The organism is Pedobacter jeongneungensis (genome assembly GCF_039538295.1).
Lineage (GTDB): Bacteria > Bacteroidota > Bacteroidia > Sphingobacteriales > Sphingobacteriaceae > Pedobacter > Pedobacter jeongneungensis.
In genome coordinates this window covers 326,249-350,680 of record NZ_BAABBY010000001.1, presented here as the reverse complement: position 1 = coordinate 350,680, position 24,432 = coordinate 326,249, and the positions used below count along the sequence as shown (strand labels likewise).

The window sequence follows — 24,432 nt, the reverse complement described above, 5'->3', positions numbered from 1 at the left end:
TTAATAAGCATTAATGAACCACAACATCAGTAAAGGACTTTCGATATTCTGGAGCATCTATATGTTCTTTTTCGCTATCCCATTCCCCATGTTGTTATATTACAACATCAAAAGCGAAAACATGCCTAACCTGGTAGGCAGCAATCCGTGGTATTCGCTTGCCTTGCTTACCCTATCTATCCTGTTCTGGACCATATTGTTAATTGGTTATTACCGGAAATGGGTAGTCCGTCCCTTTTTGATCAAACGGAACATAGAAAAACTCAAAATAACCGGGGAACCGCGTGAGGCCAAAATATTAAAATCGACAAAAATCTCGAAACCAGGAGCAGCTTACGATAGCTACGAACTTACGCTTCAGTTTAAAAACCTGGTGGGCAGTACCGTTACTCAAATAACCACATTAAACGATGCCAAACCTTATGAGCGCCGTTACGAAGTTGGCAAAAGCGTAGGGATTTTGTTGGATAAAGAAGTAAAAAATGCTCCCTATTTTATTTTTGCAACTACAGAAGCAGGCATCAGAAAAGGGATTGTTATGCTTACCAACCTGGCCTGGCTAAGCTTTGCTGCTATTGTTGTTGCTTATTATGTTTATTCTTATTATTCGGAAAGCGGGGGCATGGGCTGGCGTTTTATGAGTATTGGCCATCCTCTATTAACCTGTGCATTTATGTTGCTGCTTTACCGTGCTTTTGGAACTTTTATCCTTCGAAAATTTATTGGCAAACCTGATAAATTGTTCCAGATTAAATTTAAAGGTACGCAAACAAACGCCCGATTGTTAAAAACCAGCCAAACCGGAACTTACATCAATGAGCAACCCATGATTAATTTTGAGCTCGAATTTACAGATCAGTTTTACCATAAGCACAGGGTGAACATCAAAAGGATTGTAAATCTGCTCGATCTGGATATGACCAAACAGGAATATGTTTCTATTTTTTATCTTAAGGAGGATCCTCAGCATGCTGCTTTTGAAAGAGATTTAAATGAAGTTGAAGGAGAATTCTGATGAAAAACCCAAAGCAATTTTATAGCCTGTTTATACTTTTCAGCTTGCTTACACTGAGTTGCAACCATATTACCAAAAGCATAGATGAAACCTTTCATCCAAACGATTCGCTGGTTAAAAAATATAATAAAGAAAATCACTTTGATACAAATGGCGAATATACCGGATCTACTAAAACCAGTACGGCCACTGCTGTACAGCGCCACCAGGAAAGAACAATAGTGATTAATGGCGATACTGTTAATACCCCCGAAATGGAACTTAAAGCAAAAGAAATGTTCCGGGATATGGAGTTATTAAAGCAAAAGAAGAATCCTTCAGCAGCCAAAGAAATTCAGAAAAGGGTAAATAAGTTTTTAAAAGAAATGAAACTCCCGCAAGGCGATCTTAAAAACACTGATGCAGATAAACCGGTAGCTAAGGCTAAAAAAGGAATATTAAGCGCCTCAGACCTGGAAAAAGCTGAAGATCAATTGAAAAATTTACCACAATACCGTAACAAAGAAATTATGGTGTACCAGTCGGTTCATTTTTACGATAATGGTTTCATAAACCTGATGCTGCAGCATCCTGTTAACCCTAAATATGTTGATGCTTATGAATACCGCGATGGTAAATGGTCTGCACCGAAGTCGGTACTGGCCAGTGATATCACTCGCAGAACATTCCCTTTAAGCGGAATGCATTTTAAAGATGCACATAAGGTAATACAGCTTTATAATGCTAAAGCCACCCAGGTTGAAGGGGCAGAGCCAACATCAGCTGCTTACATTACCATTTGGGATAAGGGTATGCGCTGGGCTCCCAGAACAATAAACGGCAGCCGCGAGCGCTACGATATCCAGTTTAACAATGATGGCACGCTTAAAAGTTTCAGACAGGAGTGAAATGGTTGCTAAATATTATTTGTTAAGGCTTTCTAAAAATATAATCAAATCTAACTTTATTAGTTCCCAATGCTTCCCTTTTAAACAAATTGGATCAGGATCTTCGTCTGCAGAACCAAAATTGGTCATATTTTTTTGAATAAGTAAGGGATTATGATTGTATGGATAACGTTTTTGATGAAGCGACAACATTTCTGGAAAAGAAAATGATTCCATCAGCTCATGAAGGTCCCAAAAATCTTTCTTTCTGCCACCCCGCTGAACTACATCTACTTTCATGGCCAGAATTTCTTCAGTTGTTGCCATACGAACCTCATCTACAATTAGCGGATCAAATATAAATTCGTCGGTATAGTAAAAATCCAGTTTAACAGTATCACTTTCATTACTTCCTACCCGATAGGATTTCCCCATTGCTACGGGCATATCCGAAATGCCAAAAACATATTCGAAATGCTCAATTAAAAAAGCATCAATGTTTTTAAAATCTATTGATCCGTAAAGCGAATCCGTAAAAAGATCGATATCAACTGAAATCCGGTTACCTAGCTGTAAACTTAATGCTGTACCGCCAACCAACCTAAACGGTTCGAATAATGGAGCACCCATCAGTAACAATAAGCAGCTCTTTAATTTATCTTTTACCGTATTCCAATAGATCATTATTAAATGATATTTATTCCATTAAGGCTTGAAGGGCGTTTATGTAAAGGTTTGGCTTCTAGCTTTTCGATCACATCCTTTCCATAAAAATTCAGGATCTCTTGCTTTTCTTTTTCGTTACCGTACTCCAAAACACGGCTTATAATAAATTTTTTATGAAGCTTCCAATCGATATTTTCAATCTTGGTATCCCAAAACAATGTGTGACTAAAAACAGAAAGATCAGGTTTTAATTTTTGCTTCTCCTTTTCTTTCTTAATATCATAAAATACCTGTAGCATCATCAAAAGTCCTTCTTCTAAACCTAATGCGGCCTCAATACGCAGAGAGAGGCTGGTATTCATATCCCTATTTCCTTTCGTAATTGCTCCAATAGTTTGCGGATGTTCTGAAAGGGATAGGGCAAAACGCCTTTTCGAGAGCTTCTTTTTCTTAAGCTCGTGCTCCAGAAAAAATCCCGGATGAAGTCCTTTCAATATAGATAGCTTTTCGAACATAAGCACAAATATAAACAAATTTGTTTACACTTTATAAATACTGCCATTGCCTAGCTGATGGACATCAACAACCTCATTAAGCATGGGGTTCCATCCCGCTCAGCGCGCTTTGTTACCTCTGTGGTAAAACTAAGAAAGCTTACAATAAGCCCTTCAATACCACCCAAACATTCTCGGCTAAAATTTTATCTCCTTCTGCAGTTGGATGGATGCCATCGGCCTGGTTTAATTTTGGCACCCCACCCACTTTATCCAATAAAAACGGAATCAGGGCCATCTGGTTCTTTTTGGCCAGGTCAGGAAAAATATTCTTAAAATCTGCTGCATATTTAGCCCCCATATTCGGCGGAACCTGCATGCCGGCAATCACCATTTTTGCGTCAGGGTATTTTGCCTTCACCCTATCTATAATGTCTTGCAGGTTTTTAATGGTTTGTGCCACAGGCAATCCGCGTAAACCATCATTTGCCCCAAGTTCAAGCACAAAAATATCAACAGGTTGTTTGAGCAGCCAATCGATTCTTCCTTTGCCACCTGCAGAAGTTTCGCCACTTAAACCACCGTTAATTACATTATAAGGCATTTTTAAAGAGTCGATCCGGTTTTGAATCAGGGCCGGGTAAGCTTCAGTTGGATCGAGCCCGTAACCAGCTGTTAAACTGGTACCAAAAAAGAGGATATTTTTCTTTTTAGCTGACGGAACTGCCGCTTTTTGGTCAGCCGAATCTAAAGTTTTACCAGTATTGCTTTTACTTTGCTGGTTTCCACAGCTTAGGAGCATGAGACTCAAAACAAATAGGCCCATTAATCGTTTTCGTAACATATTTAATAATACTATATCTAATTATCGTTAAACCATTAATAACAGGCATCGCCCGGTTATGTTTGGCCAAAAATCTATACGCAAACCTTAAAAATATAAGCTATTGGAAAGCATATTGAATATCCGAAATGTAAGCAAAATTTACCAAAGTGCCGGGCGGGAACTCACCGTTTTGGATAACATCAATTTTTCTATCGCAGCTGGGTCAACTGTGGCCATAACCGGTCCATCCGGAAGCGGTAAAACCACTCTGCTCGGTTTATGTGCAGGTTTAGACAGGGCCAGTAACGGAACCGTTGAGCTGAATGGAATTGCGCTGGAAAAACTCAGTGAAGATGAACGCGCCGCGGTGAGGAACCAGTATGTAGGTTTTATTTTTCAGAATTTCCAGCTGTTACCTACTTTAACTGCGCTCGAAAATGTAATGGTTCCTTTAGAATTAAGGGGTGCAAAAAATATAAAAGCCCATGCACTGGAGTTGCTGGATAAAGTTGGCCTTGCCGATCGTTCTCATCATTATCCCATTCAATTATCGGGTGGCGAGCAACAAAGGGTTTCGCTGGCAAGGGCGTTTTCTAACCAGCCGGCTATTCTTTTTGCCGATGAGCCTACAGGAAACCTGGATGCAGAAACAAGTGAGAAAGTAATTAAACTGCTTTTCGACTTAAATAAAGATGCCGGAACCACTTTAATCATTGTAACACACGATTTAGAACTTGCAGCCCGAACATCCAGAACGATCAAAATCAAAGGTGGCGTAATCATTTCAGACGAAAATCCTTCTTATGCCTAATAGCCTTCCAACGCAAAGCATTAAATTTTCCTGGCTGTTTAAAATGGCCTGGCGGGATAGCCGGAAAAACCGTGCACGCTTATTTCTTTTTCTATCATCCATCGTTTTAGGCATTGCAGCGCTTGTGGCCGTGTATTCTTTTAAAGATAACCTGCAAAAAGACATTGATGCACAGGCTAAAGAACTTACCGGTGCCGACCTGGTGCTGGATAGCCGCAAAGGGGTAAGCAAAGCGATGCAAAAAATGCTCGATACGCTGGGCGACGAACGCTCGCAGGAGAAAACATTTGCCTCGATGATTTATTTCCAGAAAAGCGGAGGCAGCCGATTGGTGCAGATGAAAGCCCTGGAAGGTAATTATCCTTATTATGGCACGATAGAAACCGTGCCGCTGGCCGCAGCAAAAAACTTTCAAACCGGAAGAAACGCCCTGGTTGATCAGACTTTGATGTTGCAGTTTAACGCAAAGGTAGGCGATTCAGTCAAAGTCGGCGATCTAAACTTTAAAATCCTGGGTACGCTTACGAAAGCCCCGGGACAAACCGGGATCGGCGCCAGCATTGCCCCAACAGTATATATCCCGCTGAAGCTTCTCGATAAAACCAACCTGATTAAAACGGGAAGCCGCATCAATAATAAATTCTATTTCAGGTATAACGATCCGTCTGGTATTGATGCCTGGGTAAAAAAACAGGATGCCCGGCTGGAAAAAGAGGGTTTTGATGCCGATACGGTTGAATCGCGGAAAGAGCAAACGGGCAGGTCGTTTAAAGATGTTAACCGTTTTCTGGCCTTATCAGGATTTATTGCCCTTTTACTGGGCTGCGTTGGTGTTGGCAGTGCCATTCATGTTTATATCCAGGAGAAATTAAGTGCCATTGCTACTTTGCGCTGTTTAGGGTTAAAATCGCGTCATGCCTTTTTAATCTACCTCATCCAGGTGTTTTTTATCGGGTTAATTGCCTCAGTTTTGGGCGCAATTTTGGGGACCGGGATTCAGTTTTTACTGCCTCTGGTGTTAAAAGATTTTCTGCCGGTAGAAATTACCATGCAGGTTTCGTGGCCGGCCGTTGGTCAGGGAATTTTATTAGGACTGATTATTTCGATCCTATTTGCACTCCCCTCGCTCCTATCGGTCAGAAAAATTTCGCCATTAAACGCCATCAGGATCTCTTTTGAAAAAGCAGGGGGCAGAAGAGACCCGCTCACCTGGCTTGTGTATTTGTTAATGGCGGCCTTTATTACCGGTTTTACCCATTTGCAGATGAAAACCTGGGTACAAACATTCGCCTTTACCCTGAGTATAGCCATTGCTTTTGTTCTGCTCATTGCCCTGTCTAAATTATTGATGTTCCTGGTGAGAAAACTCTTGCCCAACTCATCAAGCTATTTGTGGCGACAAGGCTTTGCCAATCTTTACCGTCCAAATAATCAAACATTGATGTTAACGGTTTCCATAGGCTTATCTACTGCATTCATCTGTACGCTGTTTTTTGTTCAGGGCATATTAATGAGCCGGGTTACGCTTTCATCAGGAGCCAGCCAGCCCAACATGGTGATGTTTGATATCCAGAATACGCAAAAGGAAGGATTGGACAGTTTAACCAAAGCTTTCAAATTACCATTAATGAACCAGGTACCGGTAATTACCATGCGGATAGAAGAAATTAACGGGAAGAAAGCCAGTGCCGATACGAATAACCGCAGGGCTTACCGTAACGAGATCAGGGCCACTTATCAGGATACTTTAACCGCAGCAGAGAAAATTACATCAGGTAAATGGATCGGAAAAATAAAACCAGATGAAACGGTTTATATTTCTTTAGATCAGCGTTATGCCCAATCTATTAATGTTGGTCTCAACGATAAAATCCTTTTCAATGTTCAGGGTATGATGATCCCTACCGTTGTGGGCAGTTTGAGGGAAGTAAACTGGAGCCGGATGCAGACCAATTTCAGGGTAGTTTTTCCTGCCGGAGTACTGGAAGAGGCGCCACAGTTCCATGTATTAATGACCAGAGTACCATCAGGCGAAGTTTCTGCCCGTTTCCAGGGCGAAGTGGTGCAAAAATTTCCCAATGTTTCAGTAATTGATTTAGACCTGGTATTAAAATTATTGGATGAATTACTGAGCAAAATTGGTTTCGTAATCCAGTTTATGGCGGGCTTTAGTATGGTTACCGGCTGGATTGTGCTTATTTCGTCAGTGTTAACCAGCAAAAACCAGCGGATAAAAGAGAGCATTTTACTGCGCACGATGGGCGCCAGCAGAAAACAGATTTTGGCGATCAATGCCATCGAATATTTCTTTTTAGGTGCGTTTGCAGCCGGCGCAGGGTTAATTTTAGCCATCAGCGGAAGCTGGGCACTGGCCAAATTTACATTTGATGCTGCATTTGTTCCACCCTTTATACCAACTGTGCTGTTATTTGGTTCAATTGTATTACTGGTCGTGATTACAGGTGTATTAAGTACAAGAAGTATATTAAACCAGCCGCCTTTAAAGATACTGAGAACGGAGGGGTAAAACAGGAATTGCCATGCGATTAGCGTGTGGTGTTTTGCGTTAACTTAATCACCGGGAAAGCAGATATAGGCATCGAGGACACAAAGCCGGGAATGGATTAATTTCACTTATTTTTTATGAATAAAAGTTAAGGTATTATATATCAAGTGATTACTATTAATGATTTTAATTCCATCAACCATTTTACATCTTACATTTTAATCTACCTTAAGTTTTACGAATAATCAATACTTTTACTTTTATGATCAGATTAAATAACGATACGCCCAACGATGTTCTTCAGGAAGTAAAAATCGGCGATATGGTAACCGATACCTTCAGCAAAACCGGCCTGGTAGAAAACATAGAGATTAGTGATGATGGCCTGTACCGTATTTACGAATTTAACCTCGTTACCGGAAGAACCATTACTGTAAAAAAGTAAACACGATGCATTAGAAATTAAGATCTGTGTTTATCTGTGTTCATCTGTGGTAAAAAAACATTAACCTAATCCCTAACCAAATGTCATTACTCATCCTACTTTTCGGCATCCTGCTGCTTTTCATTCTGATTTTGAAAAAGATCAACCCGATGATTGCTTTAATTGCAGTAGCAATTATTACAGGCCTTTTGTTGGGGATGCCTGCTACAAAGGTAATGACCTCCATTAGTAACGGAATAGGCAGTACGCTTGGCAGTATGGTGATGGTTTTGGCGCTTGGTGCCATGATGGGAAAACTGATTGAAGACAGTGGCTCGGCTAAAAAGATTGTTTTTATCCTGATCAGGGCCTTTGGTAAAAAAAACATCCAGTGGGCGGTACTGTTAACGGGCTTGCTGGTCGGAATACCCCTGTTTTATAACGCAGGTTTTGTAGTGCTCATTCCGCTGGTATTTGCCATTTCGGCCACCACCGGACTTTCGAAACTTTACATTGGCATCCCGATGGCTACAGCGCTTTCGGTAACACATGGTTTTTTGCCTCCTCATCCTGGTCCGGTGGCTCTAGCAGGAATTTTCCATGCCGATATTGGTAAAACATTGATTTATGGTTTAGGCTTAAGCATCCCGATTGCCATTATTGCTGGGATTTATTTTCCGAGACTGATTATTAAACGCGATCAGGCAGTTAACCTTCAGGATTTCAAAATTGATGAGGAAGAAAACCTGCCATCGGCCACCCGCAGTTTCATTACGGCACTTTTACCGGTATTTCTAATCATCGCCGGAACAATAGGCAGCAGTTTTAAAATGGATTATACCGGCAAACCCTTATTTGTTTTTCTGGCTGATCCTACCGCGGCACTTTTAATTTCGGTTATTATTGCCCTGGCTGTTCAAAAAACGAGTATTTCAAAAGCAATGGAATCATGTGCTGAAGGTGTTAAAAGTATCGCGATGATTATCTTAATTATTGCAGCTGGCGGCGCATTTAAGCAGATATTGATCGATAGCGGTATGGGCGAAACGGTAAAACAACTTACGGGAGGTTTAAATTTATCGCCGTTATTATTGGCCTGGTTAATTACGGCATCGCTCCGGGTAACCCTTGGCTCGGCAACGGTAGCGGCACTAACCGCATCCGGAATGGTACTGCCATTAATCGGCCCTGGCGCTCCACCAGAGTTAATGGTTTTATCGGTAGGCGCCGGAAGTTTAATGTTTTCGCACGTAAACGATACCGGTTTCTGGATGTTTAAAGAATATTTTAACCTGAGCCTGAAAGAAACCTTTCGCACCTGGACCATGATGGAAAGTTTGGTTTCTGTTTTAGGATTGGTTGGTGTGCTGGTGCTGAACCAGATTGTTTAAATAAGACCAACATTTCCAGCATTTTAGCGCATTTAAAATACTAAAAAATTTAGCTTTATTTTGCTATAGTTAGTTTTATTGTTTATTTTTGTATCATCTATACCTTAAATAGTATGATTTCATATCAGTTTGATAAAGAAAAAGCTAATGCAGCGCTTTTATATATTTCAAAAGAAATATCTGATGCTAATGGTGTGTCTGATAAATATGCAGCTCTTAAGATTCTTTATTTTGCTGAAAAAAAACATTTGGTTGAATTTGGTAGACTTATCACAAATGATCGATTTGCCGCACTGAAGTTTGGTCCAGTTCCATCTAGCAGTTATGATTTAATGGATTATGGAACTTCATTTACGCAAGTAGATAAAAAGAAAGTCATCCCCAATGAAGAACCAAACTTAAAAAAGCTTTCAAAAAGTGATATATTATGCTTAGATGAATCCATAAAGGAAAACAAAGCGCTGACATTCGGAGAATTAAAACAAAAATCGCATGACAAAGCTTATCATAAAGCTTTCGATAATGGCATTCAATGGCTTTCTATAGAAGATATTGCAGTTCAGGAAGGTGCTGCCCCAAGCTTGATTGGCTATATTAAAGAATATTATCAGGCAGTTAATTTTTCAAAATGCCTGACGAATTAATTGAACTTTTTTCTGAAGAATTTAGAAGAAAACACGCTTCAGCGCTAATTGTGGCTGACTCTATAATAATTCTGGAAATTCCAGAATTCAATATCAACCATGAGAAATTTATTGTTCTGCTTACCTCTTCGATTCAAGGTAACGAATTTTGCGCGGTTTGCATAAATAGTAACCCCTCACCGAGAAATAATCATGTAATTATCCATCCTCATGAGTATCATTTTCTTGATCATGTAAGTCACGTAGATTGTGGATCAATTATAGCATTTTCAAAAGAATATCTAAAGGAATTACTTTTTCGGGAACCACACAGATATAAAGGATCAATATCTGAAACAGCTTACATAGATATTATGTTAAAAGTAAGCCAATCTCTAACCATAACCGATGAACAGCGAGAAAAATTCAATCTATAATTTCTTCTCTGATTTTTAGCTTTTGGTATTTCTGTTTAATGCAGCGCTGATTTTTGCAGAAATGCTTCACATCTGTATGATGGAAAGTTCGGTTTCTGTTTTAGGACTTGTTGGTGTGCTGATGTTAAATCAGATTTTGTAAAACTGCAGCCAGGGTTCGTATCCCCACGAACCTTGCTTATTTTTGCCACGGAAACTCGGAGAACATGGAAATTGATTATCTCCGATTTTGTCTCATCTTTTCCAAATTAAACTTAGCTGTTCTCAGGTGGCTTAGGTGGTCAGAACATTAATGAGTTGGCTTAAAAATCTTTGCAGGCTCTCCGTTACGCTGCGCTCCAGTAGGGATGACTGCTAGTTAAAAACCAGTGGCAGACTAGCTTCCTAATTCTTTACCCTGTTTTTTTCTGCATCTGCTCCTGAAGATTCGTGTTTAGCCGGTGTAGAAAATGCCTTTCCAAAGCGGTAACTGTAACTCACCATTACCGATCTCGAATCCTGCCGGTTTACCCAGTTTGCTTCGGTAGCAGCCAGGTTATTGATTACGCCATTATAAACCCGGGTTCTGAAAATATCATTAGCCGTTAATTTCAACGTACTTTTTGCTGAAAGTTTTTTCTGCACTGCTGCGCCAAACTCATGTACTTCGCTTAGTAAAAACTGTACATTCGAAAATTTACTCTGATAACGCATGTTTACTTCAGCATTCCACGTTGGACTGATTTTAAACTGCAGGTTTGGATTAGCCCTTAAATAACTTCCTCGTGTTTCGAGAAAACCAGTATAAAAATCTGTTTTCGAAACTATTCTGGCATACTCAACATAGGCATTCAGTTTTATCCATTTCGTGATATCGATTTCTGCATTTACCGAAACATTTGCCACCGTTGTTTTACCTACATTGGCAGGGCGACTGTAATATGTACCATCTACAATTTCTATGGTCTCGTTCACCTCATCTCTCACCCAGCCATAGCCTAAGGTGGTGGTAATTTTATTTTTATAGGTATGCGACAATTCTATGCTTTGAGTAAACGATGGCTTTAAAAATGGATTCCCCACATAGTAAGTAAATTTATCTAGGGGAGAAAAAAACGGATTAAGATCCTGATAATAAGGGCGGTCGATCCTTCGCCCATAGTTTAAACCCAACTGGTTATTGCCGGCGGTATCCAGTTTATAAGAGAAATAAACGGTTGGGAACAAACTATTGTAGGTTCTTTTAAAACTCGAATCGGGTTTAATCAGGTTACCCAGCTGATGCCCGTTAGACACTGTATTTTCATACCTCAATCCTACCTGTAACGAAAACCTCTTTCCTTCCCTGCTCATGTTCAGGTAAGCCGCATTAATGTTTTCTTCATACAGAAAATGATTGCTCTTTTCGTAATCGGCGCTGGTTTTTCCTCCGGCAGTATTAAAATAACCGGCAATGTTATCTGTTTTGGTATAAGCAGTTTTAACGCCCGCATCCAGTTTCCACTTGTTTTCGAGCGGATGCGAATAATCCATTTTTGCCGTGTAAATATCAATATCAGAAGGCAGATTACCCGTTAATATATCCTGATATTTTAATGTTCCGCCGGGCAGGTAACTGAAATTGAAATACGTCTGATCCGTTTGGTCGCGGTAAAGCAAATAATCTGCATCAAAAGTAAGCTCCCTGCCGGCCTGTTTAAACTTATGCCTGTAATTTAAGTTTACGCCTGCATTCTGGTACTTAATCTGGTCGATATTTTCGGCCCTGATTACCGAATCGAGCTGCATCGATGCATTGGATAAGTTACTTGTATTGTTGTTTACCTGTTTCGAAATCCGGTTCATTCCTGTAAGCACTATACCCCAGGTGGTATTATCTGAAACATAATAATCAAGTCCTGTTTTCAGGTTAAGTGTATTGCCGTGCCTGCGGAAATAAGAGTTCTGATTAAAGTAGGATTTGGCACTACCATCATCATTCTTGTATTTCCGGTTCAGGTCAAGATCAGTAAAACTGTTGTTCAGGTTATAACTTAAATTCCCAAAAACATTGATTTTATCCTTACGGTAATTAAAATTAAAACTATTGTTTGATCGGGTTAATTCACCTTGATTTAAACTCAGATTAATTCCCCCGTTAAACCCTGCAGTTTTACTTTTCATCGTTTTAATGTTAATCACACCACCATTTCCTGCAGCATCATATTTGGCTGGCGGGTTCGTCATCAGTTCGATCTGATCAAGCGAAGAAGAAGGCAGCGAGCGCAAATAATTATCGAGGTCGGCACCCGACAGGTAAGTTGGTTTATCATCAATAAAAATGGCCACCCCGTTTTTGCCTTTTAGCGAAATAACCCCGTTCTGATCTACATTTACCCCCGGCGATTTGCTCAGCACATCCAAAGCCGTTGTTCCGGCGTTAGAAATTAGTGCATCAACATTTACCACAGTCCGGTCGATCTTCCGCTCCACAAAAGCCTTTTGCCCAGAAACATTCACTTCTTTTAAATTGGTTGCGCCCGTATTGATTTTGATTTCAGATAAAGCCATAACAGGGTGGCTGGTGTCTAAAACCAGGGTATCGGTTTTATAAATCGGAGCACCAACCACCGATATTTTAATCAGGTATTTTCCAAAAGCCAGTTTATCGAAACTGAACAGTCCATCTTTCTCAGTGAAGGTGGTTTTAAACAATACTGAATCTTTAAGCAAGGCTACCGTAGCAAATTCAATATTTTTTCCTTCGGCATCCAATACACGACCATAAATTCGGGATGGAGATTGTTGGGCTTGAGCAAAAGTAAGGGCAATATTCATCCATACGGCTAAAAAAGCCATGATTTTAAATTTCATGATGGTGAGATTGGATTAGCGCTTTTAGATTTTAGTTTTTATTGTTTTCGACCAGGAAATTGTACATCAAAGAGTGGCCATCATTCTTTAAAAACCTCTTTTTATATTTTTGCTGAACATCAGCATTTTGTTTTACACCGTTTACAATCAGCTCGTCTTTATTAAGTTTGTACGAGAGTTTATTGGTGCTGTTAATAATACCATCTTTCATCAGTTCCTGATTAATTTCGCTGGTATAATCATGTCCGTCGCCATTGGTTACCGTTTTTGAAGTAACTGTTCGCTGCGAACCCGTTTTTGTGCTGGTCTTTCCATTATAAACTGGTGGAGTTGGTGGAGTCGGAGGTGTTGGAGGTATTGGAGGAGTAGGTGGAGTTGCCGGCACGGCAGGTAAAGCTGGCATAGCAGGTACGGCTACAGGCGGTTTTGGTGCTCGAGGCGCTCTTGGTGCACTTGCCGGGCGTGGCGGACGAGGTGGTCTTGGTACCTGATGACTTTTACTGTTTTTATTATCCTGGGCCCATTTCTCATCCTCTTTTGCCCATTTTGCATCTTCCTGAGCCCATTTTGCGTCTTCAGCAGCTAATTTAGTATCTTCTTTCACCAACCTCTCATCTTCCTTTTTAAGCTTTTCATCTTCAATTCTTGCTTTAGCATCTTCTTCCCTCACCCTTGCATCTTCCCTTGCTTTTTTTGCATCATCCTTTATAGCTTTTTCATCTGCTTGTCTGGCTTTTAAATCTTCTTTTGTTTCCTGTTGCTTTTGTTGTTCATCCAGCTGTTTCAACTGGCGGTCCATTTTTGCGTTGATCTCTTTTTCCAGTTGATCTCCTGATTTTTTTTCGGCAGGTTTATTTTTCCTGGTGGTATCCTGTAAAGCTACAATTGAAGTGCTTATCTCTTTTTTGGTAACTGTTTTTGCACTGCCAATGCTTTTAAAGGCTGCAGTACAAACCACTACCGATACCAGGGCGATGGTTAATATTGTTTTTTCCATTTTGTTTAAAGTTGAATTGGTGTTGAATAACATCCTGCTTGCCCTGTGCAGCAGGCTACCTTTCTTACCGGTTATGGCCATGGCATAAGCAGGTGCACGCTGCTTAAATTCCTGGCACACAATAAGGGCCTGAACGTAGTTTTTGCGATCGTTTACACAGGCGATGGCCAAATCATCGCAGCAATGCTCGCGTTCTGTTTTTATTAATTGCGATACCCAAAGTACTGCCGGGTTAAAGAAAAATACGATTTCGATAAAACTTTGTAACAGGTTTACCAGGTAATCTTTACGTTTAATATGCGCCAGCTCATGAGAAAGAATGGCTTCTACTTCTGCATTCGACAAACCGTTGAGCAAACCCAGGGGGATCAGGATTAAAGGCTTAAAATGGCCGACCACCATAGGTACCTGTGCAATACCCGATTGCATAACCTTTACGTGTTGACTTAAACCCAGTTTTTGGGCCAGTTCATTTAATTTTTCATCCCATTTTTTACCGGCAGCATAGGTTTTATGCTTACGCAGGTGATATACACCGTTTAAACCTACCATTAACTGGATACTTTTTCCACAGATGATCAGGAACCACACCAATACAATCTGATAAGCATAAGCATTCCACAAGGAAAGGATTCTGTTAAGACCAGAATACATATCATAGCGCACGTTTGTAACTGCCTGCTGATTTGTAATAACATTGGGCAGGTTAACTCCAGTTTGATGAACGGCCTGAGATTGTGCGGCGTAAACCGGTTCCTGGAGTTCCTGATAAAAAGTGAAACCTATTGCGATTACAAACAAACCTAAACATCCCGTGAGCAGGTTATAACGCCATGTAGCGCTTGCCTTACGGGTGGTAAACATCACCAAACCGGCCAGCAAAGCTAAAATTACACCAAGCCACAACGAGTGGAACAGGGTGGCGCCCAGGGCATGAAGCCAGTTTTGAGGCAAAAGGTTAATTAATTTGAATTCCATTATCGTGGTTCTTTAGAATCTGGTGTTATTAATTAGTCCATGCTATCCAATAGCCGCTTAATCTCTTCGATTTCCTTTTTCGATGTTTTCTCATTTCCTAAAAGCTGCATCATTAACTGCGACGCTGAGCCTTTGTACAACGTATTTACGAAACGGTCTAACAACTGAACTTTGGTTTTTTCTTCTGCTTCTACCGGAATATAAATGTGTTTCATTTGGCTCTCATCACGTTTTAAAATTCCTTTTTCAGCTAAGATCTGCATCTGCTTTAAAGTTGAGGTATAATTAACCTCTCTTTGTTCATTCAGCTTATCATTTACAAACCGAACGGTTGACGGACCAAACTCCCATAATACCTGGAGAATTTCCAGTTCAGCTTTGGTAGGTTCGGGCAGGTTATTTTCAGGTTGTAAACTTTTCATATGCTAAAGGTACGATATTTTTCGTACGATGCAAATATTAGGATGCTTATTTTTGAAAAAATCATTTAAACAATTGATTTACAATAAAATACAATTACATCATCATAAACTAATATTGTGCTTTGGAAAAATCCATTCAGAAAAAGATTAAGCTGCAAGGGTTTCTTGCCAAATCTTTCAGTATCAAAAAAATGATTTTGATTACAATCATCAACCGTCTTAATGTTTATCAAAGGAGATGTAACAGCAGCTCAGCAAATTTGGATATAAAATCTATCCCATGTCGCCTGTTTCCGTTTACCCCTACCCTGCACAACCTAATTTATAATTATGATGGCAGATAAAACGAACAACATCTCAACCTTATTTATCAGTTACCTGATATTGACAACCGTTTTCCTTGTGCTGTTGACCGGCTTTGGAGAAAATTATTTTTTTGCAAGTTTTAACATCGAAATCCTAAGCCTTTACGATTTTGCCGACCTGGCATTCTCGCAAAGGGGATTAAGCTATCTGGAAAAATCAACGTTTATCGTCATTTTGCCTTTAATCATCACGATAGCCTTTGTTGTTCACTCCTGGATTTTTGATACAGCTACAGAACGGTGTACCAGAAATTCGGCTTTTTTAATCGGCCTGTTGCCCTTCGCATTTTTACTGGCACTAATCAGTTTTCAGGAAATTAAAATCTCGCTTCTATTTATCTGTATTTCACTCAGCCTGCTGCTTTGCCTCTGGATTGTTCTTTTTCACATCAGAATGTTCCAGTTTAGCTACCTGTCTTTCCATTTGTTTGCAAGCTGCTGCCTTTTAACGACATTCACTATAATTTTGCGGATAGATGAAGATATTCAGCATTGTTTAAACAGTACCAAAAACACTGATTCCGTTGAAAAACTAAATCCGGTTATGGTAAATAGTCCTATAGTTTTTGTTGGCAGCACCACCTCCTTTAACCTGTATTATTCCCCCACACAGCATAGAAGCATCATTTTACCTAAAACGAATTAAAAATTGTCATAACCAGCCAACACATCAGATACAGAAGATTTAAAACAATTTGCTTTTTTCATACCACCCGTTTACTTGTTTAATCAGGCGGTAAAATCAGAACTTATAACGCTAAACGCACCGTTATACCACATTCAAGAATACTAATTTTTACCTCTTTGATCACAATCAACAATTAAATTGACAATTATCAATCGATTTATGCATATTTATGCTCATTTTTATTGGATATTTGTCTATTAATCCCTATAAAAACCTAAAAGAAATGCTTTTCTTAGAACCTCATGTTAAAAAAATGTACTGTTTTTTTAACAGGTCAGCTAATATAATTTCCAGTGTAATCAATACGTTCTTCCCTGCCGGTGCTGTTTGGCGTGGTTCTGTTCCGGAAGATGTTTTATTAAACAACCATAAATGAAAATTCTCTGTTTATTAAACAATGATATACCTGTACTCGTCCATTCCGTTCCGGTTTATCCGGTAAGTGATGAGTTTAACCAAAAAAAGTTGCACTCAGTTTTCAACATAACCCGTACTGCCACCAATTGTCTTTTCTCTTTTTTAGTCATTCATATTTAATATCGGTGAGGAAGCTTTTAATCATGGAAATACAAGGTCCGGAAATAAGGTTTAATACCTTTTTTACTTATCTAAAAGGAACTTATTGCCTTTAGGATTAAATATAAAATTTAAATGGAGGGATCTAAAATCTTGGTTATACTAGAGGATTTTGATTTAAGAATAAAAATCACCGAAATACTTACAATCGGTAAATACAACGTAAAATCGACACACAGTGGCAAGCAGGCAATAGACATCATCAGGAAAAACCCTGTAGATGTGATTATTTCAGGAATAAATGTGTCAGAAATAGATGGATTTGGAGTACTACGCGTGGTTAACAAATTTATGGAAACCGCAGGCATCAGTTTTATTATGTTATTAACCAGTAAAGATTATGATCTTGCCCGCAGGGTAATGGAACTCGGTGCCGATGGTTACCTCATGGATCCTTTTGATGATGGGGAATTACTTAACCAGGTGGAGGTGAGGCTGAGAAAGAAAAGGCTGCAGCACGAATTGTTTTTGAAACAGCATACGCAGCTAAGAAATATACACAACAGCAGAGACGATATGTCGTGGCTGAGATCAAGGTTTGAAGGAAGTTTACCCAGAAAGTTTAAGAAAAACCAGGTGCTTTATTACAGGGGAGAAAGACGTGCATTGGGTCTCCACTATATTTTATCGGGAAAAATTAAAACTTATGTAGCCGATGCCGCAGGCAATGTACTTATTACCGGAGTGTATGGTCCGCACGAATATTTTGGATTACAGGGAACATTATTGGGCACAGAAAACAAAGAAATTGCCGAAGCCATTGACAGTACCGAAATACTAACCATTCCATTTGCAGAGGTGCAGCACCTGATTACCGACTATCCGGAAATATTCAGCGTTTTTGCTAAAGATCTTGCACAAACCTTAAGCGAACGCGACGAGAAGCTGCTGGATATTGCATATTATTCGGTACGTAAGCGGATTGCCAAGGCGATTATAGGACTAACCAAACTTGGCCATGATGCGGAAAATGGCAGATTTATACTCCCAAGGTATGACCTGGCCTGCCTGGTAGGCATTGCAACCGAAACTTTAAGCCGGGTATTAGGCGATTTTACAAAAGAAGGACTTATTGAAAAGGACGGCAATAATATTATTGTACTGGACATCAATTCCTTAATGATGATGAAAAATTAATATTGCCTGTTAATAACATCAGTTTTAAATGGCTACAAACTAAATTCAGGCTACAGATGAGAAAGATCAAGGTACGCATTGATTAAGATCAGATGAAAATTGATCTGAGTTATAGAATTTAGCAATTGCCGGTTTTAACCAGACCGGATAAATATTTAAACAGGAGCCATGTTAAGCTAAAACGTTTTAAATATGAATGCCAGCCCGGAATATGGCGTATGGGATTTAAGAATACCGTATTATCAACACCAAAACAAATGAAATATGTTACTCAACTCAATTAAACAACATGGAACTAGGCTACACTAAATATTTTTTAAAGGTATTTCTTTCATTGTTAGACAGGAAGAAAGATAGAGCGGCCATAAGGTTTTTATACAGGCATACGACTTTCCGAAATATAGATCAGGGAGAAACACTTTTTGAACCCAATAACCAGGCTGCAAATGGCAAAATTATATACGTGGCTGAAGGATTGGTAAACGGATATGTTACTGATGAAAACCAGGAACAGGCTAATATATGGCTGGGAAGCGCAGGCAGCACCTATATCTGTGACGATTTTAGCTATACCAGTCATACTTTTAACGTGCTGGCAATAGAGCGCTCAACCTTATTTATTATAGATCACTGCGAATTTGAGGAAGGCTGTGCATGGTACCCCGTGCTCGATTCTTTATTTCACTTTTATTTTCTGTATCACGCAATCACTGACGTTAACAACAGAAACATTTTATTCAGGTTGCAAAATATCGAAAACAGGACTTGCTTATTCAGGCGTATTTATCCGGACCTGTACAACCGGATCCCTCCGGATCTCTTGATCTCTTACCTTGATCCGGATTCTACTTTAAGATCAGAACAGAATTTGCAGTTAGATAGCTTGTACGGAGAAAGCCTGCTCAATAACCAATCGCCACAAAGATTTACAGAAAGCTATCTCGATTAAAATGAATTTATTATAAAGATTTTATGGTTTATTGATTAGCGAAAGATCGTCGAGAATAATATCTCCCGACCTGCTTTTATTAAAAATAAACTTTATGGCTTTAAGGTTGTTCATCTGAAATTCTGTATGGTTACCCATGAGCCTGGCAATATCGAAATAGAAAAAATCAGGTACGGCTTCCGAATTTGGATAATCGTTAAGCAGGGCAAACTTACTCAGGTTTTTAGCGATTTGAGGCTGCAATACGCTACAACTGCTCAAAGGAAAGGATAACTTGTGTTTGTTATTGTCTTCCAGTACGATGGTAAAATCAATCGGTTTGAGAAGGCCGGCAGTATTTTCCTTCCCGCCAGCGAGAGAAAAACTCAACATTTTTCCGGATAGAGAAAGCGGAGCAGTAAGGTTAAGCGAGAAAAAACCATTCTGGTGTTTTACACTGTCCCATCCTAAATAAACAGCCTTTGTAATGTGCATTCCCCACAAAAATTTATTCTGTTGTTCCTTCCACTCCCTTAAGCCACTGGTCGTAATCCGTCCGCCATTCACCGTTGCCGAATTCACATCTACATCTTCATCAAAATCAGCCAGTACCGTTTTGCCGGCCGGTTCAAACTGGTTCATGTAAATCTTTTTCGGTAGCCAGTTCCTTCCAAACCTGGCATCCATAAACAAGGGTTTGTAACCCGCTTCACCATTAATTGTCGTTTCCAGAAATGAGCTGATGTACACGCACAATATTTTTTGCTGCTCTTCCTCTTCCATCAGCTGTTTTAAGTTAAACCTGTTGATACCAGGCCCCGTATCATCTCTCCGCCCCCATACCGAATTAAACTGACCATGATTGGCTGCACTTAAGTAAAGACCTGCCTTAAAACCACTAAAACCTGGCGAAAACTGAATCCGTTTCAATGTAGCCAGTCCTCCATAAGTCTGCATATCCATATCAAGTGCGCCCTGAATCACAAAAAAACTGATATCCTTCGCAACTGTTAAAGTACCCCCGGGCTTGTACTGACCATCTACCGGAGCAATGGCTACAACCGCACCGATATTAAAATTAAAATTGAATTTCTCTCTGGCATCATCAGGGTAATGGCCAAGTTTATTAAATACTGCAGCATGGGTTACGGCTTCTCCCCCTCTGGAATGCCCGATGATGGCAATTTTATCCATATCCAACCGCTTATAAAAAGTGTTGCCAGGTGTTTTGTTCCAATTGCGCAAAAGTTCAAGATGTTTCAAAAGTAACCACGCTCTTGCAGCATTTTCGTTTTTTAATCCGCCCCCAAATACATCCAGATCGGTTATTGAAAGGTTTAAGAAATTTTCATCTACCGAAACCACCATATAACCGCGACTGGCCAACAACTCTCCTAAAAAAGTATAACCCGGATCGGAAGCCTGCTGGCCTACATGGTTTCCGTGGATGATCATGACCAAAGGTAAAGGTCCCTTTTTTTCACGGGGATACCATACCAATGCATTCATGGGTAAAGATTTTTGATCGAAACCAAAATACATGGTTCTCAGTTTTCCCGAAACGCCGGTCCAGGAAGTAAGCAACCGCGAACCATTAATGCTGCTTGTTTTTATATTTACACGGTCGCCAAATTCTCTCCGCCATTTATCTTTTCCACTTCCATAAGTGAGAAAAAATGGTTTGTAAGGCCCTTTTATTGACGGATCAGGGAGCGTGAGCACTGCAGGCAGGTTACCCTTCATTTTATAATTAACAACCGCTTGCGGCTTGCTCCCCTGCCCGAATAAAATAACTAGCCCGGCAACGAAAGCCGCAGAAGAAATAACCAGGATAAAGAACCAGAGCATCCGTTTCGGGCTCTTCAAAGGAAATAAACTGCCCTTTTTCCATTGGTAGAGCCCTGTTAGCACCAGTACCGGTAATATAATGATCAGCAGGATTAACAACCAGCCATAGGTGGTGGGAAGATGAAAAAAAGAAAAAGCCGCCAGGTAACTAAATACAATGGCAACCTGATATGTTGAAGGAATGCATTTGAGCAATTTTAGCAGCCAAACGCATAGGATGGATAAAACGATTCCACAGGCAATGTAAAATAACAGATAAGCAATAAGATATAAAGGGGGAATATGGTCGTAAAGGTATAAAAAGTGCATTACCGACAGGAATACAACCACAAAAGCAATGATCAATTTCCCGGCAGTGCCAGGTAAATGATCTGACGGGGAAAGGAAGTCGGTAATGCGTTTAAAGATGGATCTGATCTTCTTGATTATAGCCATAGTTTAATAGTATGTACATCAGGAACGATGGTACACATCGTTTTGTTAGTAACCAGTTGTTAACGAGTGCCGGATGAAGCACCGAAAAACAAATTAAGTAAAATTAGCAAGTATTCAAAATAGCGTTAGCAAGATGCCGGAAAACAAGACGAAGCCTGCAAATTCTATTCATGACAAAAATGATATAAAAAAGACATTAAACATCTGATGTTTAAATAAAACATCGTATGTTTGCAGTGTAATTTAAGAAAACATGAAACAGGAAAGTAAGCTTTTTGAACAAATAGCAATCAAAATCAGAAATGATATAAAGGAAGGCAAGTTTAAAACAGGGGAAAAAATCCCATCAGAACCAGCCTTGATGGAATTGTATCAGGTTGGCCGTTCTACCATCAGAGAGGCTATCAAATTGTTAACCTTATCCGGAATCCTTACCGTTCAGCAAGGTTTTGGAACCAAGGTTAATGCTGTTCCCGCCGAACCTATTGAGCAGCGTTTACGGAGTTCTGATTTTGATGAAATTAATCAGGTAAGGGCTTTGCTCGAACAAGAAATTGTGCGTTTGGCAACTCAAAACCGAAATGATACAGATATTAAAACCATTAGCGAAGCGCTTGAAAAACGAAAACTGGCCATTGAAAACGAATCGAAAACAGCCTGTACAAACGCCGATATTGAGTTTCACCTCGCTATTGCCCGCGCCTCAGGAAACCGTGTATTAAGTGATCTTTATGAAAGTTTTACCGTAATTATCCGCGATTTTTTTGCCAAACGTGCACCTTCAGGTATTGCCCATTTTGCCATGAGCCACCATTTGCACCAGGCATTATTTGATGCTATAAATGACAGGAACGCTGATGCAGCGCTCAAAATCATCACTACCATATTAAACAATAACCATTAAATATAAAATCATGTCAATTTTAACTTTTACCCTGATCTTAATACTCGGGGCATACCTTGCAGGCCTGGTGGGCTCGCTAACCGGACTCGGTGGAGGGGTAGTTGTAATTCCTTTGCTTACCCTCGTTTTTCATGTAGATATCCGCTATGCCATTGGTGCTGCCCTGCTGGCGTCTATTGCCAATTCATCAGGTGCGGCAAGTGCTTACATTAAAGAAGGGATTACCAACATCAGGCTGGGGATGTTTTTAGAAATTGCCACTACCGTTGGGGCGGTGATAGGCGCTTTACTTGCGATATATACCCCAACCAATACCATTGCCATTCTTTTTGGCGCAGTGCTTCTCTTTTCTGCCGCCATGACTTTAAGAAAAAAGAACCAGGAAGCTTTAACCGAAGGAAGTACACTTTCTGCCCTGTTGAAACTCAACGGCAGCTATCCCACAGAAACGGGAACCGTTGAATATAAACTTAAAAATGTTGGGGCAGGCTTTTCGATTATGACGGTAGCAGGCGTAATGTCGGGCTTGCTGGGTATAGGCTCAGGAGCACTTAAAGTATTGGCGATGGATACAGCCATGAAAATACCATTTAAAGTAAGTACAACTACCAGTAACTTTATGATCGGAGTTACTGCGGCTGCCAGTGCTGTAGTATATCTGCAACGGGGTTATATGGATCCGGGCATTGCTTTTCCGGTAGTGCTGGGCGTATTGGGCGGCGCTTTTACAGGAGCTAAATTATTAACCAGAATTAATCCTGCAACCTTGAGAATTATCTTTTGCGTTGCCATCACATTTGTTGCCCTGGAAATGATTTACAACGGTTATCATCACAAATTTTAAATTAAATACAAATGAAAAATATCATCTCAACACACTTAATACAAGACCGCGATGTTGAAAAGATTGTAGGCAAATTACTAAGGTTCGGCGTAATCGCTGCAAGTTTGGTGGTTTTATTGGGTGGCATACTTTTTTTAGTGCAAAGTGGCGCACAAGGTCGTCCTGATTATCACATTTTTAAAGGAAAAGAAAGTGATTTTATTACTTTCGATGGCATTTTTATGGGGCTTTTTACATTTAAACCCATGGCCATTATCCAGTTCGGGGTTTTGCTTTTAATTATCACCCCGATTATGCGGATTGTATTCTCACTGTTTGCATTTATACTCGAAAAGGATAAACTTTATGTAGTAATTACCTTAATAGTACTGGCTATTATTTTAGGAAGCACATTTGGAGGATTGAAAGTTTAAGAGGTATTGCAATAAAAAAGGAATCGTCATCTCGACCGAAACGCAGTCCCGAATATTCGGAAGAGAGAGATCTATCTCGAGATAGATTTCCACTCCGTTGCGCTCCGCTCGAAATGACGGTATTTTGAAGAGGGAACTTTCTATCCTTTTACCTGTTTAATTACTGCAATTAAATCTTCTTCTCCATACTTTGCAGTTGCTGCTTCAAAAGTATTTAATGCGGTTTTGGCCAAAGGAGAACCAAGGCCAATATTTTTTGCCAGATTTAAATCTTTTACAATATGTTTAAGGGCAAATGCAGGTTTATAATTATCTGCTACAATGGCATCGCCTTTAATTTTGGTAAAAACATTGGCAATAGCCCCATTATTGATCAGATTAAGCAGGGCCTCGGTTTCAATGCCTTGTTGGTTGGCAAATATCACCGTTTCAGCCAGGCCCTGAGTGTACAATGCCAGTAAAGAATTTATTGCCAGTTTTGCCACATTACCAGATCCGGTATCGCCCAAACGTACGGCCATTTTACCCATTTTTTCGAGGATTGGTTTAACCTGTTCAAAAGCAGTTTCATCACCGCCAACCATAATCACCAATTGCCCGGTTTCGGCCTGCTTTACACTTCCTGAAACCGGCGCATCTAAATATTGCGCGCCTTTCTCTTTACTTAACGTAGCCATTTCTTTTGAAATAGCAGGAGAAACGGTACTCATATTGATAATGACTTTACCTGAAACATCGGTGCTGAAAAGTCCGTTTGCTCCGTTAAAAATCTGTTCAATTGCCGCATCATCAGATACCATTAATACCAGTACATCGTTTTGGCTAACCAGATTTTCAGGCGTTTCGGCAACCATTGCACCAATTTCTTTTAAAGCAGTTTCCTTATCTTTGCTTCTGTTATAAACAGTAACTTGATAACCTGCTTTTATTAATTGTCCGGCCATTGGAATTCCCATGTTGCCCAGGCCAATCCAACCTATTTTTGTTGTGCTCATTTCGTTGTTTT

At 39.9% G+C, this 24,432-nt stretch carries 22 protein-coding genes; 14 read left to right on the top strand and 8 right to left on the bottom strand.

Annotated elements, in window-relative coordinates:
* The first annotated feature begins 13 nt into the window (after positions 1-13).
* Both ABD769_RS01520 and ABD769_RS01515 read left to right on the top strand, forming a co-directional pair.
* Positions 14-1,015: a hypothetical protein gene (locus ABD769_RS01520; protein ID WP_344848765.1), complete on the top strand. Its 1,002-nt coding sequence runs from the start codon at positions 14-16 to the stop codon at positions 1,013-1,015.
* Complete coding sequence (locus ABD769_RS01515) at positions 1,015-1,902, top strand: hypothetical protein (protein ID WP_344848763.1); 888 nt, start codon at positions 1,015-1,017, stop codon at positions 1,900-1,902. The genes ABD769_RS01520 and ABD769_RS01515 overlap by 1 nt, the downstream gene beginning before the upstream one ends.
* A 15-nt stretch (positions 1,903-1,917) precedes the next feature.
* Here ABD769_RS01515 and ABD769_RS01510 read toward each other — a convergent pair whose 3' ends face one another.
* The 3 genes from ABD769_RS01510 to ABD769_RS01500 form a co-directional block, all read right to left on the bottom strand.
* Positions 1,918-2,565 carry a nucleotidyl transferase AbiEii/AbiGii toxin family protein gene (locus ABD769_RS01510; protein WP_344848762.1) on the bottom strand — a complete coding sequence of 216 codons (648 nt, stop codon included), beginning with the start codon at positions 2,563-2,565 and terminating at the stop codon, positions 1,918-1,920.
* A gap of 2 nt (positions 2,566-2,567) precedes the next feature.
* Positions 2,568-3,062, bottom strand: a complete 495-nt coding sequence (locus ABD769_RS01505) for a helix-turn-helix transcriptional regulator (RefSeq protein ID WP_344848760.1) — start codon at positions 3,060-3,062, stop codon at positions 2,568-2,570.
* Between the two features lie 139 nt (positions 3,063-3,201).
* Positions 3,202-3,843, bottom strand: coding sequence for an arylesterase (locus ABD769_RS01500; protein ID WP_344848758.1), 642 nt, complete (start codon positions 3,841-3,843; stop codon positions 3,202-3,204).
* A gap of 145 nt (positions 3,844-3,988) precedes the next feature.
* Between ABD769_RS01500 and ABD769_RS01495 the strand changes: the two genes are divergently transcribed.
* The 6 genes from ABD769_RS01495 to ABD769_RS01470 all read left to right on the top strand — a co-directional run bounded on the left by ABD769_RS01495 (position 3,989) and on the right by ABD769_RS01470 (position 10,059).
* On the top strand, positions 3,989-4,678 hold the full coding sequence (locus ABD769_RS01495) for an ABC transporter ATP-binding protein (protein ID WP_344848757.1): 690 nt from the start codon (positions 3,989-3,991) through the stop codon (positions 4,676-4,678).
* Positions 4,671-7,205: an ABC transporter permease gene (locus ABD769_RS01490; protein WP_344848755.1), complete on the top strand. Its 2,535-nt coding sequence runs from the start codon at positions 4,671-4,673 to the stop codon at positions 7,203-7,205. The genes ABD769_RS01495 and ABD769_RS01490 overlap by 8 nt, the downstream gene beginning before the upstream one ends.
* A 241-nt stretch (positions 7,206-7,446) precedes the next feature.
* Complete coding sequence (locus ABD769_RS01485) at positions 7,447-7,629, top strand: hypothetical protein (protein ID WP_344848753.1); 183 nt, start codon at positions 7,447-7,449, stop codon at positions 7,627-7,629.
* An 80-nt stretch (positions 7,630-7,709) separates the two neighbouring features.
* Positions 7,710-8,999 (top strand): gluconate:H+ symporter, encoded by a 1,290-nt coding sequence (locus ABD769_RS01480; protein ID WP_344848752.1) that lies wholly within the window; start codon positions 7,710-7,712, stop codon positions 8,997-8,999.
* Between the two features lie 113 nt (positions 9,000-9,112).
* Positions 9,113-9,643: a Panacea domain-containing protein gene (locus tag ABD769_RS01475; protein WP_344848751.1), complete on the top strand. Its 531-nt coding sequence runs from the start codon at positions 9,113-9,115 to the stop codon at positions 9,641-9,643.
* On the top strand, positions 9,628-10,059 hold the full coding sequence (locus tag ABD769_RS01470; RefSeq protein WP_344848749.1) for a hypothetical protein: 432 nt from the start codon (positions 9,628-9,630) through the stop codon (positions 10,057-10,059). Before ABD769_RS01475 ends, ABD769_RS01470 begins: the two co-directional genes overlap by 16 nt.
* A gap of 384 nt (positions 10,060-10,443) precedes the next feature.
* Here the strand turns inward: ABD769_RS01470 and ABD769_RS01465 are convergent, their stop codons facing one another.
* The 3 genes from ABD769_RS01465 to ABD769_RS01455 are packed head-to-tail and all read right to left on the bottom strand — an operon-like array spanning position 10,444 to position 15,288.
* The gene (locus tag ABD769_RS01465; RefSeq protein WP_344848747.1) at positions 10,444-12,891 is read right to left on the bottom strand and encodes a TonB-dependent receptor; all 2,448 of its coding nucleotides are present in this window, start codon (positions 12,889-12,891) and stop codon (positions 10,444-10,446) included.
* Between the two features lie 31 nt (positions 12,892-12,922).
* On the bottom strand, positions 12,923-14,866 hold the full coding sequence (locus ABD769_RS01460) for a M56 family metallopeptidase (RefSeq protein ID WP_344848745.1): 1,944 nt from the start codon (positions 14,864-14,866) through the stop codon (positions 12,923-12,925).
* Between the two features lie 32 nt (positions 14,867-14,898).
* Entirely contained in the window at positions 14,899-15,288 is a 390-nt protein-coding gene (locus ABD769_RS01455) for a BlaI/MecI/CopY family transcriptional regulator (RefSeq protein ID WP_344848743.1), read from the bottom strand.
* A gap of 330 nt (positions 15,289-15,618) precedes the next feature.
* Here ABD769_RS01455 and ABD769_RS01450 point away from each other — a divergent pair, with 330 nt between their 5' ends.
* The 3 genes from ABD769_RS01450 to ABD769_RS01440 all read left to right on the top strand — a co-directional run bounded on the left by ABD769_RS01450 (position 15,619) and on the right by ABD769_RS01440 (position 19,003).
* Positions 15,619-16,299: a hypothetical protein gene (locus tag ABD769_RS01450; RefSeq protein ID WP_344848741.1), complete on the top strand. Its 681-nt coding sequence runs from the start codon at positions 15,619-15,621 to the stop codon at positions 16,297-16,299.
* Between the two features lie 693 nt (positions 16,300-16,992).
* Positions 16,993-18,054, top strand: a complete 1,062-nt coding sequence (locus tag ABD769_RS01445; RefSeq protein WP_344848739.1) for a response regulator — start codon at positions 16,993-16,995, stop codon at positions 18,052-18,054.
* Between the two features lie 289 nt (positions 18,055-18,343).
* Positions 18,344-19,003 carry a cyclic nucleotide-binding domain-containing protein gene (locus ABD769_RS01440; protein WP_344848737.1) on the top strand — a complete coding sequence of 220 codons (660 nt, stop codon included), beginning with the start codon at positions 18,344-18,346 and terminating at the stop codon, positions 19,001-19,003.
* A gap of 21 nt (positions 19,004-19,024) precedes the next feature.
* Here the strand turns inward: ABD769_RS01440 and ABD769_RS01435 are convergent, their stop codons facing one another.
* Positions 19,025-21,265 carry an alpha/beta hydrolase gene (locus ABD769_RS01435; RefSeq protein ID WP_344848735.1) on the bottom strand — a complete coding sequence of 747 codons (2,241 nt, stop codon included), beginning with the start codon at positions 21,263-21,265 and terminating at the stop codon, positions 19,025-19,027.
* 253 nt (positions 21,266-21,518) lie between these two features.
* On the opposite strand from ABD769_RS01435, the gene ABD769_RS01430 reads away from it, so the two are divergent.
* Genes ABD769_RS01430 through ABD769_RS01420 form a run of 3 tightly spaced genes read left to right on the top strand, consistent with a single transcriptional unit; the run spans position 21,519 to position 23,426 of the window.
* A complete protein-coding gene (locus tag ABD769_RS01430) occupies positions 21,519-22,169 on the top strand; it encodes a FadR/GntR family transcriptional regulator (RefSeq protein WP_344848733.1) in 651 nt (216 codons plus the stop codon).
* Positions 22,170-22,179: 10 nt separating this feature from the next.
* Positions 22,180-23,013: a sulfite exporter TauE/SafE family protein gene (locus ABD769_RS01425; protein WP_344848731.1), complete on the top strand. Its 834-nt coding sequence runs from the start codon at positions 22,180-22,182 to the stop codon at positions 23,011-23,013.
* 11 nt (positions 23,014-23,024) lie between these two features.
* Positions 23,025-23,426, top strand: a complete 402-nt coding sequence (locus ABD769_RS01420; RefSeq protein ID WP_344848729.1) for a DUF1634 domain-containing protein — start codon at positions 23,025-23,027, stop codon at positions 23,424-23,426.
* A 140-nt stretch (positions 23,427-23,566) separates the two neighbouring features.
* Here ABD769_RS01420 and ABD769_RS01415 read toward each other — a convergent pair whose 3' ends face one another.
* Complete coding sequence (locus tag ABD769_RS01415) at positions 23,567-24,421, bottom strand: NAD(P)-dependent oxidoreductase (RefSeq protein WP_344848727.1); 855 nt, start codon at positions 24,419-24,421, stop codon at positions 23,567-23,569.
* Positions 24,422-24,432: the final 11 nt, after the last annotated feature.

What these genes read in the sequence shown, in the direction of transcription:
- ABD769_RS01470 (WP_344848749.1), top strand. Translation starts at nt 9,628, where the DNA reads ATGCCTGACGAATTAATTGAACTTTTTTCTGAAGAATTTAGAAGAAAA.
- ABD769_RS01520 (WP_344848765.1), top strand. Translation starts at nt 14, where the DNA reads ATGAACCACAACATCAGTAAAGGACTTTCGATATTCTGGAGCATCTAT.
- ABD769_RS01490 (WP_344848755.1), top strand. Translation starts at nt 4,671, where the DNA reads ATGCCTAATAGCCTTCCAACGCAAAGCATTAAATTTTCCTGGCTGTTT.
- ABD769_RS01440 (WP_344848737.1), top strand. Translation starts at nt 18,344, where the DNA reads ATGGAACTAGGCTACACTAAATATTTTTTAAAGGTATTTCTTTCATTG.
- ABD769_RS01515 (WP_344848763.1), top strand. Translation starts at nt 1,015, where the DNA reads ATGAAAAACCCAAAGCAATTTTATAGCCTGTTTATACTTTTCAGCTTG.
- ABD769_RS01455 (WP_344848743.1), bottom strand. Translation starts at nt 15,288, where the DNA reads ATGAAAAGTTTACAACCTGAAAATAACCTGCCCGAACCTACCAAAGCT.
- ABD769_RS01445 (WP_344848739.1), top strand. Translation starts at nt 16,993, where the DNA reads ATGGAGGGATCTAAAATCTTGGTTATACTAGAGGATTTTGATTTAAGA.
- ABD769_RS01420 (WP_344848729.1), top strand. Translation starts at nt 23,025, where the DNA reads ATGAAAAATATCATCTCAACACACTTAATACAAGACCGCGATGTTGAA.
- ABD769_RS01500 (WP_344848758.1), bottom strand. Translation starts at nt 3,843, where the DNA reads ATGCTCCTAAGCTGTGGAAACCAGCAAAGTAAAAGCAATACTGGTAAA.
- ABD769_RS01450 (WP_344848741.1), top strand. Translation starts at nt 15,619, where the DNA reads ATGATGGCAGATAAAACGAACAACATCTCAACCTTATTTATCAGTTAC.
- ABD769_RS01460 (WP_344848745.1), bottom strand. Translation starts at nt 14,866, where the DNA reads ATGGAATTCAAATTAATTAACCTTTTGCCTCAAAACTGGCTTCATGCC.
- ABD769_RS01485 (WP_344848753.1), top strand. Translation starts at nt 7,447, where the DNA reads ATGATCAGATTAAATAACGATACGCCCAACGATGTTCTTCAGGAAGTA.
- ABD769_RS01435 (WP_344848735.1), bottom strand. Translation starts at nt 21,265, where the DNA reads ATGGCTATAATCAAGAAGATCAGATCCATCTTTAAACGCATTACCGAC.
- ABD769_RS01505 (WP_344848760.1), bottom strand. Translation starts at nt 3,062, where the DNA reads ATGTTCGAAAAGCTATCTATATTGAAAGGACTTCATCCGGGATTTTTT.
- ABD769_RS01475 (WP_344848751.1), top strand. Translation starts at nt 9,113, where the DNA reads ATGATTTCATATCAGTTTGATAAAGAAAAAGCTAATGCAGCGCTTTTA.
- ABD769_RS01480 (WP_344848752.1), top strand. Translation starts at nt 7,710, where the DNA reads ATGTCATTACTCATCCTACTTTTCGGCATCCTGCTGCTTTTCATTCTG.
- ABD769_RS01510 (WP_344848762.1), bottom strand. Translation starts at nt 2,565, where the DNA reads ATGATCTATTGGAATACGGTAAAAGATAAATTAAAGAGCTGCTTATTG.
- ABD769_RS01425 (WP_344848731.1), top strand. Translation starts at nt 22,180, where the DNA reads ATGTCAATTTTAACTTTTACCCTGATCTTAATACTCGGGGCATACCTT.
- ABD769_RS01465 (WP_344848747.1), bottom strand. Translation starts at nt 12,891, where the DNA reads ATGAAATTTAAAATCATGGCTTTTTTAGCCGTATGGATGAATATTGCC.
- ABD769_RS01415 (WP_344848727.1), bottom strand. Translation starts at nt 24,421, where the DNA reads ATGAGCACAACAAAAATAGGTTGGATTGGCCTGGGCAACATGGGAATT.
- ABD769_RS01430 (WP_344848733.1), top strand. Translation starts at nt 21,519, where the DNA reads ATGAAACAGGAAAGTAAGCTTTTTGAACAAATAGCAATCAAAATCAGA.